Source organism: Nocardioides yefusunii (assembly GCF_004014875.1).
Taxonomy (GTDB): Bacteria; Actinomycetota; Actinomycetes; order Propionibacteriales; family Nocardioidaceae; genus Nocardioides; species Nocardioides yefusunii.
Genome location: NZ_CP034929.1, coordinates 3,288,760 through 3,306,154, shown reverse-complemented (window position 1 = coordinate 3,306,154; position 17,395 = coordinate 3,288,760). Strand labels below are relative to the sequence as shown.

The window sequence follows — 17,395 nt, the reverse complement described above, 5'->3', positions numbered from 1 at the left end:
ACCTGCCGGCCAGTACGTCCCCAGCACGTACGGTCCCGGCCACGTCTTCACCCCGGATCTCTCGACGCCTCCGCCCGCGGAGCTGCCCGTGCCCGGATCGCACTGATCCGGGTCACGAGCGTCATCCTATGCCCGTCACCGGCGCTTGAGGCGGCGACGCACGGAGTGGACCACTGGGTCGACGAGCTCGCTGACCTCGGTGATCCGGAACAGGCGGGTCAGGACGTAGTACACGACGAGGTGGACGACGCCCACGACGCCGCCGCGGACCAGCGAGAGCGCCGGGGCCGGGTCGTCCTTCCATCCCAGGAACGCCCACCACACGGCGGTGGCCACGGCCAGGGCGATGCCGACCGCGAGCAGCATCCGGACGGCGTAGCGGATCATCCGGGAGCCGTCGAGCCCGCCGAGGGTGCGGCGCAGCACGAACCAGCTGACGAGTGCTCCGGCGGCGTAGGCCAGGGCGTACGCGGCGGCGAGTGCGCCGGCTCCCTGGTCGCTGTCGAGGGCGTGCACCAGGGTGATCGCGGCGACCACGTTGACGGTTCCCACGACGAGCTGGATCAGGAACACGGTGCGGGTCTGCTCCAGGGCGTAGAAGCCGCGGAGCATGAAGTAGTGCAGGGTGAAGAAGACCAGCGCGACACCGAAGAAGGTCAGGGTGGGGCCGTAGGCGTCGGCGGACCCCTTGGAGGCGCCGTAGCCGTAGAGGACGTTGCCGATGTCGGTGCCGACCACCGCGAGGATCGCGGCGAACGGCAGCGTGACCACCAGGGCGGTGCGCAGCGTCGAGGTGAGCGTCAGGGCCAGGTCGCGGTGCTGGGACCCGGCGGCCTGGGCGGAGAGCCGGGGCAGCAGGGCGGTCACCAGGGAGACCGTGATGACCCCGTGCGGGAGCAGCATGATCATGTACGAGTTGGCGTAGACGGTCTGTCCGGCGAGGCCTTCGGCGGTCTCGCCGGAGAGCAGTCGCACGACGACGGTGTAGGCGATCTGGTTGACGACGATGAACAGCACCGTCCACACCGCGAGCTTGGCGGTGTGGCGCAGGCCGGTGCCGCGGAAGTCGAAACGAGGACGGAACCGGTAGCCGGCCTTGCGCAGGAACGGCACCAGCACGAGCAGCTGGACCACGATGCCGAGCGTCGAGCCGCCGCCCAGGAGGGCCATCTCGCCGGCGGTGTAGGCGAGGTCGGTGCTGTAGACGCCGCCGTCGGGGACGGTCGTGACGGGACCGAACGCGACCAGGTAGCTGACCAGCATGACCACGGAGATCACGTTGTTGGCGATCGGCGCCCACATCATCGGGCCGAACGAACCGCGCGCGTTCAGCACCTGACCCACGAGGGTGAACATGCCGTAGAAGAAGACCTGCGGCAGGCACCAGCGCGCCAGGGTGACGGTGCGGTCCAGCGCGACTGACATGTCGGCCTCGTACCACTGCGGCGAGAGGAAGATCTTGAGCAGCAGCGGCGCGAGGGCCACGAGCAGCAGGGTGACGGCGCCCAGGAACAGCAGCGCCAGCGTCATGATCCGGTCGGTGTAGGCCTGACCGCCGTCGTCGTCGTTCTTGAGGGAACGGACCAGCTGCGGGACGAGGACGGCGTTGAAGACGCCTCCGGCCAGCAGGATGTAGAGCATGTTGGGGATCGTGTTCGCGACCTGGAACGCGTCGGCGGCGACCCCGACGGAGCCCAGTGCTGCGGCGAGCAGGATCGAGCGGATGACGCCGGAGAAGCGGGAGAACACGGTGCCGACAGCCATGACCGCGCTGGACGCGAGGATCGATTGCTTGGTTGATTTGTCGACATGTGTACTCGTCGATTCATCGTCGACGTGGGGGGCGGGCTGACCCGGCTCGGGCGTCAGCACCTCGACGTCGACCGCCTCCATCACGCGGGTGGCAGTCACCTCGTCCTCGCCCGAGGAGTCAGCGGGAACGTGCGGGGGGTGGGGTCCGGACGGACCGCTCGTGGTCATGCGACTCCTTGATCGCGGCGCGACGCCAGTCCCCGACGGAACAGGCGCACGCCGATGGCACCGAACAGCAGGGCGGCACCGCCGCCCATGAACAACAGGAGGATCCCCGACACCTGCGAGGAACGGACCGGGAAGTCGCCCTCGGCACCGATCGGAACAGCGTCCTGCGACTTCACCTTCATGGTCACCCGCGAGACACCCTGTTGGACGTCACTGGCGTCCAGGAGCAGGCGCTGTCGCGACCTCGCCGCGATCCGCACCTCCTCGGGAAAGTCCAGTGTGATCGAGTCACCCGAGTCGGCCTCCAGCTGCACCCGCACCGCGACCCCGAGGTCGTTGTGCAGGGTCACACCGATCCAACCGCTCGAACCGGACAGCGTCGCCACCGGCGGGACAGTGATGTGGACCCCGGAGATCAGTTCCGTCAGGTGTGCGCGGGCAGCCCGGGTCCGGGAGCGCGACGCCTCCACGGCGTCGCGCGAGTGGTAGGACAGGTTGCTCCACGCGACCTCGCGGGCCTGCGTGTCCATCGAGGCAGGCTTGTCGAGGATCGACTCCAGCAGCACGCCCTTGTCGTACAGGGAGGCCCCGATCTTGACGTTCTTGCGCGGCAGCAGTGCCTCGCGCTGCTCGTCGCTGAGCCGGAACGCCGCGGTGGGCAGCACCGGGTCGGAGCCGCCGGGCGTGGCGACCTGGGTCAGGGTGCGGGCCTTGAGGAGCTTGTCGGAGAACAACGACAGCAGCGCGTCCGCGCCCTCGCCGGCGTCCCACGACGCCGGAGGCACCACGACGAGCGGAGTGTCGTTCCCGGCCAACGTGCGCAGCACCGCCTCGCTCGCGGTGCGCTGACGCACCGCGATCGGCGAACCGACGTCCTCAGGGCCGGGGCCACCGTCGGTGACACCACCCGAGGTGGTCACGAACCGCAGTCCGTCGACGGTTCCGGTGCCGGGCATGGGGGAGAAGTCGTCACCCGAGACGGCGCTGTCCTCGACCAGGACCACTGTCTCGGGCAGGAGCTTCGCCAGGCTGGTCGCCGGCAGGATCCCGTCGACGGGAGCGACCACGGGGGTCGACTCGATGCCGAGAGCCGTGAGGGTGGAGAGACCGCGCTGCTGCGAGGCGAGCATCGACTTCGGCGCCTGACGCGTCATCGCAGCCACGTCGACGTCGCCGTAGGGGAGCGCGAACACGTCGGCGTCCTCCGAGCCCAGCACCCGACGGAAGTCGACGAGCCAGGCACGGGCGGCCCTGGTGAGGTCGTCGAGTTCTTCGTCGGCGTCGGTGTCGGTGCCGGTACCCGCCTCGGAGGGACTGAGGTCGAAGCCACGGTTGCCGGTCGCCAACTGCTGGACGGCCCGGGGGACGGCCGGGTCGACCAGCCACGAGAAGGGGGAGTCGAGGGTCTCGGCGAGCGCGAGCAGCTCGCTGAGCTGACCGTCAGGAGCCAGCGCGCGCGCCCATGCCCCGACGTCCTCGATCGATCCGTCGGCGGCGTGACTTACCTGCATCCGCATGGGGAGCACCAGTGCCGCGGGCAGCGCCTTGGTCTTCGCGGTGGCGACCGGCACGAAGGTGCGTGCCCGCCCGTCGGTGAGCCCGTCCCGCGGCACGGTCGCGGTCTCACCGCTGGCGTGCACGCCCACCCAGTAGACGCCGGCGCTCGACGAGAGCGCGCTGCGCGGAATCGTCGCGGTGTACGTGGCGGTCTCGCCCGGCGCGAGGGAGTCGACGGTGGTGAGGGAGGCGGGGTCGGTGAGTCGGTCCCCGACGTACTCGGAGTGTCCCAGCGCGGCGTCAGCAGCCAGCCCGATCCGGTCGGTGGTGGGCGTCGCGGATCGGAACGGCGCGACGTTGACGGCCGTCCAGGTCTCGTTGCTGGTGTTGGTGACGGTGCCGCGGATCTTCAGCGGGGTGTCGTCGTCGGGCTGCACGACGGACGGGGTGAGTGCGTCGATGGTGAGGGTCAGCGGGTCGGCCTCACGGTCGACGGAACCGTCGTGGTCGGCGTGGGCCACGCCGGTGGCGCAGGTCAACGTGAGGAGCGCGGCCACGGCGAGTGAGGCGGTGGACCTGGCGGCGGATGCACCCGGGCGCAAGGGTCCCCCGACCCTGTGGGCGCGACGGGGGAAGGCGGTACGGGGCACGGGACGACTCTAGTTGTTGCACCCCCGAGCCGTACGTCGTCCGCGCTGGCGCGCGCGGGGCAGAGGGGTGCGTCACGCGGGGTCGGGCACGGGGGCTCGCCCCGGGGTGGGACGCAGGACGCAGTGAGTCGCGTGCCGACCGGTGGGACACCTAGACTTTCTCGACGTGTCGGATCCCGTTGAGCTGCCCCCGTTGAACATGGTCGAGGTCCAGCAGGCGGTCAATGCCGAGCTGGACCGCGTCGGCTCCGTCCTCGACGAACTCGGTGCCCGTTTCGCGGCCGCCGGTCACGCCCTGCACCTCGTGGGCGGTCCGGTGCGTGACGCGATGCTGGGTCACATCAAGAACGACCTCGACCTCACCACCTCCGCGATGCCCGAGCAGACCGAGAAGCTGCTCAAGGGCTGGGCCGAGGCGACCTGGGACATGGGTCGCGCCTTCGGCACCATCGGTTGCCGCAAGGGTGAGTGGGACATCGAGATCACCACCTACCGCGCCGAGACCTACGATCCGGACTCCCGCAAGCCCGAGGTCGACTTCGGCGACAACCTCGCCGGAGACCTGGGCCGCCGTGACTTCACCGTCAACGCGATGGCCGTCTCGATCCCGGACCGTGAGTTCGTCGACCTCTTCGGCGGCATCAACGACCTCGCTGCCCGCGTCCTGCGCACCCCGGGACGTCCCGAGGACTCCTTCTCCGACGACCCGCTGCGGATGATGCGCGCGGCCCGTTTCGCCGCGCAGCTCGGCTTCGACGTCGCCCCCGAGGTGGTCGAGGCGATGACCGCGATGGCGTCGCGGATCGAGATCATCTCCGCCGAACGCGTCCGCGACGAACTGGTCAAGCTGATCTGCTCCCCCTACCCGCGCAAGGGCCTCACGCTCCTCGTGGAGACCGGTCTGGCCGCACTGGTCCTGCCCGAGCTGCCGCGTCTGGCGCAGGAGCGCGACGAGCACGAGCGCCACAAGGACGTCTACGAGCACACCCTGACGGTGCTGGAGCAGACGATCGAGCAGGAGGACCGCCTCGGCGGCCCCGACTTCATCGCTCGTTTCGCCGCCCTCATGCACGACGTCGGCAAGCCCAAGACCCGCAAGTTCGGCGACGACAACACCGTCACCTTCCACCACCACGACGTGGTGGGCGCCAAGATCACCCGCAAGCGGATGCGTGCGCTGCGCTTCTCCAACGACGAGATCGACGCGGTGGGCAAGCTCGTCGAGCTGCACCTGCGCTTCCACGGCTACGGCACCGGTGAGTGGACCGACTCCGCGGTGCGCCGCTACGTCCGCGACGCCGGCGACCAGCTGCTGCGTCTGCACATCCTGACCCGTGCCGACTGCACCACCCGCAACACCCGCAAGGCCAACCGTCTGCGTCGCATCTACGACGAGCTGGAGGCCCGGATCGCGGAGCTCGCCGAGAAGGAGGAGATGGAGTCGGTCCGTCCCGACCTCGACGGCGCGCAGATCATGGCGATCCTGGGGATCAAGCCCGGCCCGGTGGTCGGTGAGGCCTACAAGTTCCTCCTCGAGCTGCGTCTCGACGAGGGTCCGCAGTCCTACGAGGCTGCCGAGGCTGCACTGCGTGCCTGGTGGGAGCAGCGCTCCGAGGGCTGAGCGCCGTCCGCGGTGGTCTGCGTCGTCGCAGGTCACCACTCAGATCGTTGCGAATCACGGTTCACATGGGCACCTCGGCTGCCCTACGTTGGCTGCATGGGACGACGTACCGGAAGCGACCGACGTACGACGCGCGGGCGCCTGCCCGGCGACCACTGGGCGCGGTACGTCCGCACCCTGGACCCCGACACTGACCACGTCGAGATCCAGCGCAAGATCGCGATGCACGAGTTCCCCTGGGACATGACGCAGGCGCTGAGCTTCGCGCTGTTCCGCACCTACGCGGTGCCCGGGATCGGCCGGCTCCTGCACGAGACGGGGCAGTTCACCGGCGACACCCAGAAGCGGTACGACGACACGACGCTGCTCCTGGAGCCGCCGGTGCGGTACGGATTCTCCGACCCCACCGCGCGGGCCGCGATCCGTCGGATCAACCAGATGCACCACGCCCACGACATCCCCGACCACGAGATGCGGTACGTGCTGAGCACGTTCGTGGTGGTGCCCAAGCGGTGGCTCGACGTCTACGGCAAGCGGCCACTGACGGCCCGTGAGGTCCGGGCCAGCGTCAACTACTACCGCGAGCTGGGTCGGCACATGGGGATCCGGGAGATCCCGGAGAACTACGCCGGGTTCGCCCGCCTCATGGACGAGTACGAGGCCCAGCACTTCGCCCACGACGCCGGGGGAAGGGCGGTCGCCGACGCCACCCTCGACCTGCTGACGACGTTCTACCCGCGCCCGTTGCGGGGCGCTGTGCGGCTCTTCAGTCTGGCACTGATGGACGACCCGCTGCTGGAGGCGTTCGGCTACTCCAAGCCTCCGCGGGCGGTGGTGGCGATCTCTCGCGGCGCGCTCCGGGCGCGGGGGCGGCTGCTGCGCCACTTCCCTGCGCGCAAGGAACCGTTCAGTGTGGAGCAGAGCCCCAACGTGAAGGGGTACCCGCAGGGATACCGGGTCGAGGAACTCGGCACGTTCGGTGCGGCGTCCGGCCTGCCCGGGGTACCCGGCTGCCCGGTCGCGCACGACGTGCGGCCGGCCTCTCCGGCTGCCTGAACCCACCGACTCCCGTCCTGCCCCGGCTGCCGGGCCGTGGCAGGACGTGGCAGGACGGAGTGCTCACTTCTTCGCGGCGGCCTTCTTCGCGGCGGCCTTCTTGGCGGCGGCCTTCTTGGCGGCGGCCTTCTTGGCGGCCTTCTTCTTCGCCTTCTTGGGCGCCGTGACCTTGACGTTCTTCGTCACCGTGAGGGGCTTGAACGACGACGTGCCCAAGTAGGAGATCGTCACCTTGCGGGTGCCGGCCTTCATCGTCGGCAACGTCACCGAGAACTTGCCCGCCGAGGTCAGCTTCGTGGTCGCGACCTTCTTGGAGCCGACCTTCACCTGGACGGTGCCGGTGACCTTCTTCCAGTCATTGGTGAAGCGTCCGGTGAGCTTCACCTTCTGCTTCGTGGTCGCCTTCTTGGCGAGCGTGAGGGTGCGCTTCGGCGTCAGCTTCGCGCCACGGACACCGTCGGAGGTGACCTCGACGGGGTAGCGCCCGGTGGCACGCACCTCCACCCGGACCCGGAGCACTGCGTTGATGTCGGAGACCCGGACGTCGTACTCAGGGCCGGTGGCACCCGAGATCGCCTTGCCGTTGCGGAGCCACTGGATCCGGACGTCGGCGTCACGCAGGTTGGTCCAGGTGCCACGGTCGGCGACCAGCGTCGTGCCGGCCGCGGCGGAGCCGGTGATCCTGGGTGCCTTGGTGTTGACCGGGGCCGGCGCCTTGCCCACCACGACGGTGCGCTGGGCGACGGCACTGTTGCCGTGCTCGTCGGTGACGGCGTAGAAGAGCGACGAAGCGCCGGGGAAGGCGGTGTTCACCTGGCCGGTGATGTCGATCTTCGAGGTCAGGTCAGCGCCGCTGCTGGACCGGGCGTGCACCGAGGCCAGCGGGTCGAAGGTGCTGTCCGCGCCGACGCTGCTGCGCAGCGGGACGGAGAGCCGCGGCGGGGTGGTGTCGTCGCCGCGTCGGGCCACGAACCAGGTGGAGGCGGCGTCGAGCAGCAGGTCACCGGTGGCGTCGTCGGTGCTGGACGCGGTCCAGGCGTAGGTGGTGCCCGGGGCCAGACCGTCCCACCGGACGACCGCCGGCTCGGAGCCCGTCGTGGTGACGGTCCCGATCGGGGTGGACGTCGGGTCGAGGCTCAGGAGACCGTCCGTGCCGAACGACGTCGCACGGGAGGTGAGCTGCACCGGGACCCGGAAGTCGTCCTCGCGACCGTCGTACCGGTTGTGGGTGTCGGCGTCCGTCGACCCGAAGCGGCCACGGTAGGGGGAGTAGGTGTCGACGCTGATCTCGGAGCGCTCCACGTCGAACTGCAGCAGCCGGACGAACGAGGCGCCCAGCTTCTGCAGCGAACGCGGGCTCTGACCGCTCAGGGTGTCGAAGCCGACCTGGCTCGCCTGCCACCCGTGGTTCTGGTAGTTCGCCAGCATCTCCACGACGTGGTTGCCGGTCTTGCCGATGTCGGTGCGCACGTCCACCGCGACACCGGACTTGTGGCCGTACAGGACCAGCGCGATGTTGGGGTTCTTGGCGACCACCGAAGTGCGCAGGCGCGGGCCGTCGCCGAGCAGTTCGCCGCCGCGGCCGTTGGGCTGGACGCTGGCGGTGCCGTAGGCGTGAGTGAGCAGGATGCCGTTGCGGTCGGGGAAGCGCGCGAAGACCTGGTTGGCCCACGCGATCTCGTCCCAGTTCACGCTGAACCCGAGGGAGACGGCGACGAAGTCGAGGCCACCGGCGGTGAAGGTGACGTAGGAGTTGTCGTTGTCGCCGGGCTTCCACGGCTCGTAGGTGGCATTGGCAGCCCGCCAGGCCGCGCTCGACTCCTGGGCCTTGAACCGGTCGGGGCCGAAGTACTCGTTGTAGAGGTTGCCGCTGCCGTTGTCGGTGCCCGAGAGGTTGTCGTGGTTGCCGGGCAGGACGGAGGTGATGATGCCGGCGTCGTCGAGGATCTTCTGCGCCTTCGACGCGGTCGCGAACTCGGAGCGTCCCACGGCAGGCTTCTGCTGCTCGGTGGTGGTGCGCCACTGGTCGACGAGGTCACCGGTGTGGGCGGAGTAGACGATCTTCTTCGACGCCGCGTTGTCGGCGATCCACTGCGTGGCGGAGGTGAGGCTGCGGGTCCACTCGGCACGCTCCAGCGCGTTCGCACGGGAGTTGGCGGCGCGGGCCAGTGACTGGGTGTCGGAGTGGTGGGCGATCGCGAAGTCGTAGTCGGACGGGTTCTCCAACGCCGGGCGGACGGCGTTGTGGAGGTCGTCGGTGAACGGGTCGACGGCGTGCAGCAGCAGGTGCACCGTGCCGTCGCGGTCGTGGGCGTCAGAGAGGCCTGCCTCGAGGGTGAGGTCACCCGAGGCGGTGCCGCGCCCACTGGCGAGGGTCTCCCACGACGTGCCGTTCCAGGCGCTCATGACCAGGGTGCGGGTGGAGTCGATCCGGCCCGAGAAGACGATCCGCTGGCCTGCGCCCGTCGCGTCGACGTCGAAGCGCTGGAACGCGATCTCGCCTTCGTGGGCGCTGGGGGAGTCGGTGAAGGTGCCGTCCATGCGCTGGGGGGAGCGAGCGGCGTCCTGGTCGTCCTCGGCGGAGGTCGCCCCGGTGTGGTCCTCGGGGTTGCGCGGCAGCGTGGCTGCCAGCCCTTGCCAGCCGTCGCGGGCTGCGGTGACGGTGTTGGCGCGGAAGGTGGTGGTGACCGCACCGCCGGTGGGGCTGGCGACGGCGGCGCTCAGGGTCTGGGAGGTGTCGGCGTCGACGGCTCCGGCCGGGCCGGTCATCGCGAACACCGACGCGGTCAGGGAGAGTCCCAGGATTCCCACCCCCGTTCTCCTTCTTCCTGCGTCGCGCAGTTGTCGGTCGGTGCCGTGGGTGTTCAACGTACGAGCTCCTGAGTCTCTCGGTGTCGTCCTGTGTGGGGCCGGACGACTGCCCACGGTAGACACCGGGTCGATGTTTCACGTGGAACCTTGAAGGCGTGTGGCTGGGTGGTGATACTGCCGAGGTATGGGAAAGACCACACGCCACCTCGTCCTGGCCACGATCGAGCAGTCCGTCGACGTGGCGGCGCCACCTTCATCAGTGTGGCCGCTGGTGAGCGATCTCAAACGCCTCGCCGAGTGGAGCCCGCAGGTGATGCGCTCCTTCGTCACTGGCGGTGGGGAGATCGGGCAGGGGACGCGGCTGCTCAATCTCAATCGCCGTGGACTGCTCGTGTGGCCGACGCACTCACAGGTGGTGCGCTTCGATCCTGAGCGTGAGATCGCGTGGCGAATCAAGGAGAACGGCGCGACGTGGTCGTTCAGCCTGGAGGCGCACGGCGCCGGCACCCGACTGGTGCAACATCGTGAGCTCCCCGACGGTCTCTCCGAACTCTCGATCAGCCTGACCGACCGGTTCCTCGGCGGCCAGCCGACCTTCCAGGCCGAACTGCAGCAGGGGATGCGAGACACCTTGGCGTGGATCAAGAGCGTCGCGGAGCAGGGGTGAACCCAGCCCGTGACGCGGCTTCCTGTGGGGCTCGGTCCGTAGCCTTGGTGCATGTCTGAGACCACCTCCCTGATCCAGCAGGCCTGGCCCGACGTAGATCTCGATCGGGTCGTGCTGGGCGCCGCGCCGACGCCGGTGCAGCGGCTCGTTCTCGACGGTGTCGACGCTGGCGTCGAGCTCTGGGTGAAGCGCGAGGACGCCTACGGCGACGGCGCGTGGGGTGGCAACAAGGTCCGCAAGCTGGAGTGGATCCTGGCTGAGGCGAAGCGTCGTGGGGTGACGTCGTTGCTGACCCTGGGCGGGATCGGGACGCACTGGGGACTGGCCTGCGCACGCTACGGAGCCGAGCACGGACTGCGCACGACGCTGGCCCTGGTGGACCAGCCGATCGACGACCACGTGCGTCAGCAGTGGGCGCTGCTGCAGTCCTCGGGTGCGGTGATTAATCGCTTTGTCGACATGGAGACTGCGCGACAAAGCATCAAATCGATTGAGGAAGAAATGTCCTCTGAGCAGGGAGAACACGTCTGGTCGCTGCCGATGGGCGGCTCCAACGAGTACGGGACCCTGGGGTACGTCGAAGCCGCACTCGAAATCGCAGCCCAGGTGGAGGCCGGGGAGATGTCCGCCCCCGGCACCGTCGTCGTGCCCGTCGGATCGGGCGGAACCGTGGCCGGCGTGCTGCTCGGTCTCGCCGCCGCAGGGCTGCGCACCCACGTCCTCGGCGTCGTCGTCAACGACGGTCTCGACCTCTCTGCCGAGGCTGTCGCCGCCCTCGCCAACCGCACCGCCGATCTGCTCCGCGAACGTGGGGCCGTCGACGTTCCGGTCATCTCTCCCGACGACGTCGAGGCCCGCATCGACTGGCTCGGCGCCACCTACGGCGACCCCACACCCGCGTCGGTCGCGATGGTCGAGGCAGCAGCCCGGGCCGGCCTGGAGATCGAACCCGTCTACACCGGGAAGGCGCTCGCCGCCGTCGCCGCGCTCGGGACTGCCCTCACCGGGCCCGTGCTGTGGATGAACACGCACGGGCCACGCTGAGACGTACTCGGCGCGATCACTGCGTGGGCGTGTTGCCCCGCGTCGAGAGCCACACCGCGACACCCAGGCCCACCGCGACGAGCAGGACGACGAGGGTGACGACGGCCAAGGTCACGTTCTGGTCCATGACCTCGAGTCTGCCACTACGTGGCGTCGTCCGGGCTGCACCCGGAGCCCGAACGACGCCACGCAGGTGTCGGTCAGGCGCAGCCGGTGACGAGGTAGTCCACGTTGGTCGGCACGTCGTTGGTCATCGGGTGGGTCAGGTCCCCGGAGGCAGCGCGGGCCACCGAGTTCACCGCCCTGAAGGTGCCGAGATCCAGGTACCAGAGCCTGCCGGTCGGGGAGTGGGCGACACCGTCGCCGAGCACCACCGCGTCTGAGGAGACCGTGGTGGTGAACACCGGTGCAGTGGGCACGCCCGACTGGGCGCCGGAGTAGTAGCGCAGGGCGGTGCCGGCGAGCAGGGTGAGTCGTCCGCTCGACGACACGTGGGCCGAGGTCACCCCGGTGAAGGCCTTGGTGTTGCCGCGCCACAGGTCGGTGCCCGAGAGGAACCAGTCCAGGCCGACCGGCGTGATCGCCGGGCCGGGGATCGAGGAGAAGGTGGTGGGCGTCGTGAAGTCGAGGCGGTAGACGGAGTGGAAGTTGGGGCGAGCCGCCGTGGTCACCGCCGCGACCCCGTTGCGGACGAGCCCGATGGTGACGGTGCCGGTGTTGGAGTCCGAGAGGTCGGCGTGCGCAGCCCGGACGGTCGCGGCGCTGACACCGTCGGTGATCTCGCGAAGGATCCCGACGCTGACCGTCTGCAGCCGGTCGCCGTCGAGCGCCACCTGGTCGTTGAGCAGGCGCGCCGTGGGTGCGAACGGGAGGGTCTCGCCCTCGCCCAGGGTACTGCCTGTGAGCGGGTGGCGGGTGTGGACTCCGTCGCGGGTGGTGATGCTGACGTAGTCGGTGTTCCAGGCGGTCTGGTTGGTGATCGTCGACTGCCGGGTGCGGGTGACCAGTGCGTGCCGCACGGACGAGGCCACCTGGTTTCGACCCAGCCAGAGCTGGTGCGCGGGGTCGAGGAAGAGGCCCAGGCCGAGCGGGGTGGATGTGGTGGGCGGTCCCGTCACCGAGGTCCGGGTCCCGTTGGCGTAGCGCAGCAGGCGCTCTTGCGCTGCGCCGCCCGTCGGCACCAGGGAGACGTTCCAGGAACGCTGGACGGTCTCGCCGTAGCTGGAGAAGGACGCAGTCACGGTGGCGACACCCGGCTGCGGGTCGGCAGGCGCGGTGAAGCCGGGGATGAGGATCGACCCCGCTCCCGTCTGGGACTTGGTCCGGGTGCCGTCGGGGAACGTGTAGCCCTCAGGCAGGCTCAGCGTGGTGGTGATGGCGACCCAGAGGACGCCTCCTCCGGCGGGGTGGACCGCGCCGCCACCCAGGACGGGCGCGCTGCAGGCCATGACCGGTACGGATGAGGCGACGGAGGGGAACATGTAGTCCGCTGAGCTGGCGAACGCTGGGGCTGCCGTGCTGAAGGCGACGGCGGGCGCGGTCCAGGCGGCGGTGCGGACCAGGGTGCGGCGGCTGGGGTGGGAAGTCTCGGGGCTCATGGGTTCCTGGGGTCGACGGAGGGGGGCAGACCCACACGAGGTGGCCGAGACGCCTGCAGCGCGACATTACATGATTCGGGTCCAACGTTGGACTTGAGTCGTTAGTGCACGTCGCGCTGGCAAGGACCATGTACGACGAGACCGGGGCGACCGGGCGGGGAACGACGGAACCCCGCCACCCACGAGGGGTGACGGGGTTCCGTGCTGCCGGAGCAGTGAAGAGCGGTTGCTCGTCAGACTCAGACGCCCTTGATGAAGGCCTCGAGCTGCGCGCGACCCTCGTCGTCGTTCATCTGGACCGGCGGGGACTTCATCAGGTAGGCCGAGGCCGGGAGGATCGGGCCACCGACGCCGCGGTCCTTGGCGATCTTCGCGGCGCGCACGGCGTCGATGATGATGCCGGCGGAGTTCGGGGAGTCCCAGACCTCGAGCTTGTACTCGAGGTTCAGCGGGACGTCACCGAAGGCGCGACCCTCGAGGCGGACGTAGGCCCACTTGCGGTCGTCGAGCCAGGCGACGTAGTCGGACGGGCCGATGTGGACGTTCTTGTCGTAGACCTTGCCGGCCAGCGGGCCGGTGAGGTTGGACGTGACGGCCTGGGTCTTGGAGACCTTCTTGGACTCAAGACGCTCACGCTCGAGCATGTTCTTGAAGTCCATGTTGCCGCCGACGTTGAGCTGGTAGGTGCGGTCCAGCGTCACGCCGCGGTCCTCGAACAGCTTCGCCATCACGCGGTGGGTGATGGTGGCGCCGACCTGGGACTTGATGTCGTCACCGACGATCGGGACACCGGCGTCCTCGAACTTCTTGGCCCACTCGGGGTCGGAAGCGATGAAGACGGGGAGAGCGTTGACGAAGGCCACGCCGGCGTCGATGGCGCACTGGGCGTAGAACTTGTCAGCCTGCTCGGAACCGACCGGGAGGTAGGAGACGAGGACGTCGACCTCGGCGGCCTTGAGCGCGGCGACGACGTCGACGGGCTCGGCGTCGGAGAGCTCGATGGTCTCGGAGTAGTACTTGCCGATGCCGTCAAGGGTCGGGCCACGCTGGACGATGACGCCGGTCGGCGGCACGTCGGTGATCTTGATGGTGTTGTTCTCGGAGGCGTGGATGGCCTCGGAGAGGTCGAAGCCGACCTTCTTGGCGTCGACGTCGAACGCAGCGACGAACTCGACGTCCTTGACGTGGTAGTCACCGAACTGGACGTGCATGAGGCCCGGAACGGTGCTCGACGCGTCAGCGTCCTTGTAGTACTCCACGCCCTGGATGAGCGACGTGGCGCAGTTGCCCACGCCCACGATTGCAACGCGTACGGAACCCATGAGGTTCTCCTTCTGGTTTCTGGATCAAGTGCCGCGTCCCGCGAGGGACGTGGCCGGTGGATGGCTCTGTCAGGAGGTCTGGGGGGCTGTGCCCCGTTCGTCCTGTCGGTCTCGCTCGGCCTGGATCAGGTCCGAGAGCCACCGGACCTCTCGCTCTACCGCTTCGACCCTCTGCCGCCGGAGTTCGATGGCGTAGTGGTCGGAGCGGACGGGACGCTTCTGCTCTCCCTCGAGGTCGCCGCGCACGCGGGCGAGACGTTCCTCCAGGCGGGTACGGCGACCCTCGAGGACCCGCAGGCGGGTCTCCAGGTTCGTCGAGGAGAAGAAGTTGAAGCGGATGCCGAAGGCGTCGTCTTCCCATGCATTGGGACCCACCTCCGCCATCAGGCGGTGGAACTCCGCGGTGCCGGCGTCGGTGACGCGGTAGACGATGCGGGGGCGGCCCGTGACGGGCGCCGGGACGGAGTCGACCTCGGTGATGAGGCGCTCACGGAGCATCTTCTTCAGCGTCGGGTACAGGGACCCGTACGACAGCAGACGACCCCACCCGAGAATCAGGTTGAGGCGCTTGCGGAGCTCGTAGCCGTGGAGGGGTCCCTCGTGCAGCAGTCCGAGGACTGCGAGCTCGATGGTTTCTCCGCGACGTGCCACAGATGCATCGTAGCGATATATCCGCGAGAACAGCCAGTGGGCGCTCCGGCCACGCCCGAAACGTCGTCCCGAGCAGCCTCGGGACGACGAACAGGGTGTGACTGGCGCGTGCCTCTACCCTTGCAAGGTGACGAATCAACGCAGAGCCCCGGGCAAGGCCGTCACCAGTCGCTCGGGCAAGCAGAAGCAGAACAAGCCGCAGCGCACCCGTGGACAGAAGGTCCGCCGCGTCCTGCTGTGGATCGCTGCGCTGGGCCTGGGCGGACTGCTCGCTGGACTCATCGCGTTCATCGCGCTGTACGTGATGATCGACATCCCGGAGGAGAACGAGGAGTTCAAGTCCGAGACCTCGTTCGTCTACTACGCCGACGGATCCAGCGAGGTCGGGAAGTTCGCGAAGCAGAACCGCGTCCCGGTCTCGCTCGACGAGATGCCGCAGACGCTGCAGGACGCCGTGGTCGCCGCCGAGAACAAGTCCTTCTGGACCGACTCCGGCCTCGACCCCAAGGGCATCGTGCGCGCCGCGTTCTCCAACGCGAAGGCCGGTCAGACCGTCGGTGGTGGCTCGACGATCACCCAGCAGTACGTCAAGATCCTCTACCTGTCCTCCGAGCGCTCCATGACCCGCAAGGTCAAGGAGGCGATCGTGTCGCTGAAGATCCAGCGCGAGATGGACAAGCGGGAGATCCTCGAGGGCTACCTCAACACCATCTTTTTCGGACGTCGTGCCTACGGAGTGCAGGCTGCCTCGCGCGCCTACTTCAACACCGACGTCGAGGACCTCACCCTCAAGCAGTCGGCCGTCCTCGCCTCGGTGCTCAACAGCCCCAACGGCATGGACCCCTCCAACGGTGACGACGCCAAGGCGGAGCTCAAGGAGCGGTACCAGTACACGCTCAACCGGATGGCTGCCGACGGCATGATCACCCAGGCCGAGGCCGACAAGGCCAAGGCCAAGCTGCCCAAGTTCGCCAAGGTCAAGACCGAGAACACCTACGGCGGCCAGCGCGGCCACATGCTCAAGCTGGTCCGTGACGAGCTGCTGCGTGAGGGCTACACCGACGAGCAGATCGACGGCGGTGGCCTCCGCGTCACCACCACCTTCGACAAGCAGATGATGGCCGACATCGAGGAAGCCGTCGCCGAGCAGCGCCCCGAGGGCCTCTCCGACGCTGACCTGCACATCGGTGCAGCGACCGTCGAACCCGGCACCGGCGCCCTCAAGGCGTTCTTCGGCGGCCAGGACTACCTGGAGTCGCAGATCAACTGGGCCGCCACGGGCGGCATGGCCGGATCGACGATGAAGGCATTCACCGTCGCTGCCGCCCTCGAGGACGGCTACTCGCTCAACGACTACTTCCAGGGCTACTCGCCCTACGTCTTCCGCGGCGGACTCAAGGTCAACAACGCCGGCGAGGGTTCCCACGACATGGGCACCAGCGTCTCGATGATCACCGCGACTGCGAACTCGCTCAACACCGCGTTCGTCGACATGAGCGACTCCATGACCGACGGCCCCAAGAAGATCTACAAGGTCGCCCGCGCCGCCGGCATCTCACCGGAGGAGCGGAGCGAGAAGTACCCGGGCATCCCCACCCGCTCGGTCGACTTCAACCCCGAGGACTCCCTGATCACGCTGGGCAAGGCGCGCATCAGCCCGGTCAACATGGCCAACGCCTACGCGACCTTCGCCAACGACGGCAAGCGTGCCGACGTCCACGTCGTCAGCAAGGTCGTCGACGAGGCCGGCGAGACCTGGGAACGCGACAAGAAGACCCGCCGCGTCATCGACTCCGACGTCAACAACGACACCATCCACGCCCTCCAGCAGGTCGTGAACCAGGGGTCGGGTCGCAAGGCACTTGCCCTGGGCCGTCCGGCTGCCGGCAAGACCGGTACCGCGACCGCAGGATCCGACAGTGACAACACGCACGTGTCGTCGTCGTGGTTCGTCGGTTTCACCCCGCAGTACTCCACCGCGGTGATGTACGTCCGCGGTGACGGCGACGACCCGCTCGACGGCGGCTGGATGCCGAGCTACTACGGCGGGACCTACCCGGCCGCGACCTGGACGGCTGCGATGCAGCGCATCCAGTCGCAGCTCCCGGTCGAGCGTTTCCCGTCGCCCTCCTGGGTCGACGGCAACAAGTCCAACCCGGGCAGCGGCGGACGCACCTACTCGACCTGGACGCCCAGGCCCAGCGCGAACCCCGAGCCCAGCGCCGAGCCCGACAGCGAGGACAAGGGCAAGGAGAAGGAGAAGGGCAAGGAGAAGGACAAGGAGAAGAAGCCTTCCGCGCGTCCCTCGCCCACCAGCACTCCCAAGCCCACCGTGCCGCCTGCTCCGACGCAGACCCCGACGCCCACCCCGACCCCGACGCCCACCGCGCCGCCGGTCGAACCCACGCCGACCACTCCGCCGGTCTCGCCGCCCGAGGAGGGTCCCGAGGAGTGAGGCAACCGCCGCCGGGCCTCCCCAGATGAGGCCCGTGGTGGCA

General features: G+C 68.9%; 11 protein-coding genes. 5 read left to right on the top strand and 6 right to left on the bottom strand.

What is annotated here, in order from left to right:
- Window positions 1–135: 135 nt before the first annotated feature.
- Window positions 136–1,980: a murein biosynthesis integral membrane protein MurJ gene (murJ, locus tag EOV43_RS15170; protein ID WP_239022150.1), complete on the bottom strand. Its 1,845-nt coding sequence runs from the start codon at window positions 1,978–1,980 to the stop codon at window positions 136–138.
- Window positions 1,977–4,034: a DUF6049 family protein gene (locus EOV43_RS15165; protein WP_128222034.1), complete on the bottom strand. Its 2,058-nt coding sequence runs from the start codon at window positions 4,032–4,034 to the stop codon at window positions 1,977–1,979. Before EOV43_RS15165 ends, murJ begins: the two co-directional genes overlap by 4 nt.
- A gap of 292 nt (window positions 4,035–4,326) precedes the next feature.
- Here EOV43_RS15165 and EOV43_RS15160 point away from each other — a divergent pair, with 292 nt between their 5' ends.
- Together EOV43_RS15160 and EOV43_RS15155 are read left to right on the top strand one after the other, a co-directional pair.
- Window positions 4,327–5,748, top strand: a complete 1,422-nt coding sequence (locus EOV43_RS15160) for a CCA tRNA nucleotidyltransferase (protein ID WP_128222371.1) — start codon at window positions 4,327–4,329, stop codon at window positions 5,746–5,748.
- Between the two features lie 96 nt (window positions 5,749–5,844).
- Entirely contained in the window at window positions 5,845–6,804 is a 960-nt protein-coding gene (locus tag EOV43_RS15155; protein WP_128222033.1) for an oxygenase MpaB family protein, read from the top strand.
- 63 nt (window positions 6,805–6,867) lie between these two features.
- Here the strand turns inward: EOV43_RS15155 and EOV43_RS15150 are convergent, their stop codons facing one another.
- Window positions 6,868–9,615 carry an Ig-like domain repeat protein gene (locus EOV43_RS15150; RefSeq protein ID WP_128222032.1) on the bottom strand — a complete coding sequence of 916 codons (2,748 nt, stop codon included), beginning with the start codon at window positions 9,613–9,615 and terminating at the stop codon, window positions 6,868–6,870.
- Between the two features lie 184 nt (window positions 9,616–9,799).
- On the opposite strand from EOV43_RS15150, the gene EOV43_RS15145 reads away from it, so the two are divergent.
- Window positions 9,800–10,282 carry an SRPBCC family protein gene (locus tag EOV43_RS15145; RefSeq protein ID WP_128222031.1) on the top strand — a complete coding sequence of 161 codons (483 nt, stop codon included), beginning with the start codon at window positions 9,800–9,802 and terminating at the stop codon, window positions 10,280–10,282.
- Window positions 10,283–10,333: 51 nt separating this feature from the next.
- Window positions 10,334–11,326, top strand: coding sequence for a 1-aminocyclopropane-1-carboxylate deaminase/D-cysteine desulfhydrase (locus tag EOV43_RS15140; protein WP_128222030.1), 993 nt, complete (start codon window positions 10,334–10,336; stop codon window positions 11,324–11,326).
- Between the two features lie 200 nt (window positions 11,327–11,526).
- Here the strand turns inward: EOV43_RS15140 and EOV43_RS15135 are convergent, their stop codons facing one another.
- From EOV43_RS15135 to EOV43_RS15125, 3 genes are all read right to left on the bottom strand, one after another.
- Entirely contained in the window at window positions 11,527–12,924 is a 1,398-nt protein-coding gene (locus EOV43_RS15135; protein ID WP_128222029.1) for a hypothetical protein, read from the bottom strand.
- 239 nt (window positions 12,925–13,163) lie between these two features.
- The gene (locus EOV43_RS15130) at window positions 13,164–14,246 is read right to left on the bottom strand and encodes an inositol-3-phosphate synthase (RefSeq protein WP_128222028.1); all 1,083 of its coding nucleotides are present in this window, start codon (window positions 14,244–14,246) and stop codon (window positions 13,164–13,166) included.
- 69 nt (window positions 14,247–14,315) lie between these two features.
- Window positions 14,316–14,897 carry a PadR family transcriptional regulator gene (locus EOV43_RS15125; protein WP_128222027.1) on the bottom strand — a complete coding sequence of 194 codons (582 nt, stop codon included), beginning with the start codon at window positions 14,895–14,897 and terminating at the stop codon, window positions 14,316–14,318.
- Window positions 14,898–15,024: 127 nt separating this feature from the next.
- Here EOV43_RS15125 and EOV43_RS15120 point away from each other — a divergent pair, with 127 nt between their 5' ends.
- Window positions 15,025–17,352 carry a transglycosylase domain-containing protein gene (locus EOV43_RS15120; RefSeq protein WP_164878742.1) on the top strand — a complete coding sequence of 776 codons (2,328 nt, stop codon included), beginning with the start codon at window positions 15,025–15,027 and terminating at the stop codon, window positions 17,350–17,352.
- The last annotated feature ends 43 nt before the right edge of the window (window positions 17,353–17,395 follow it).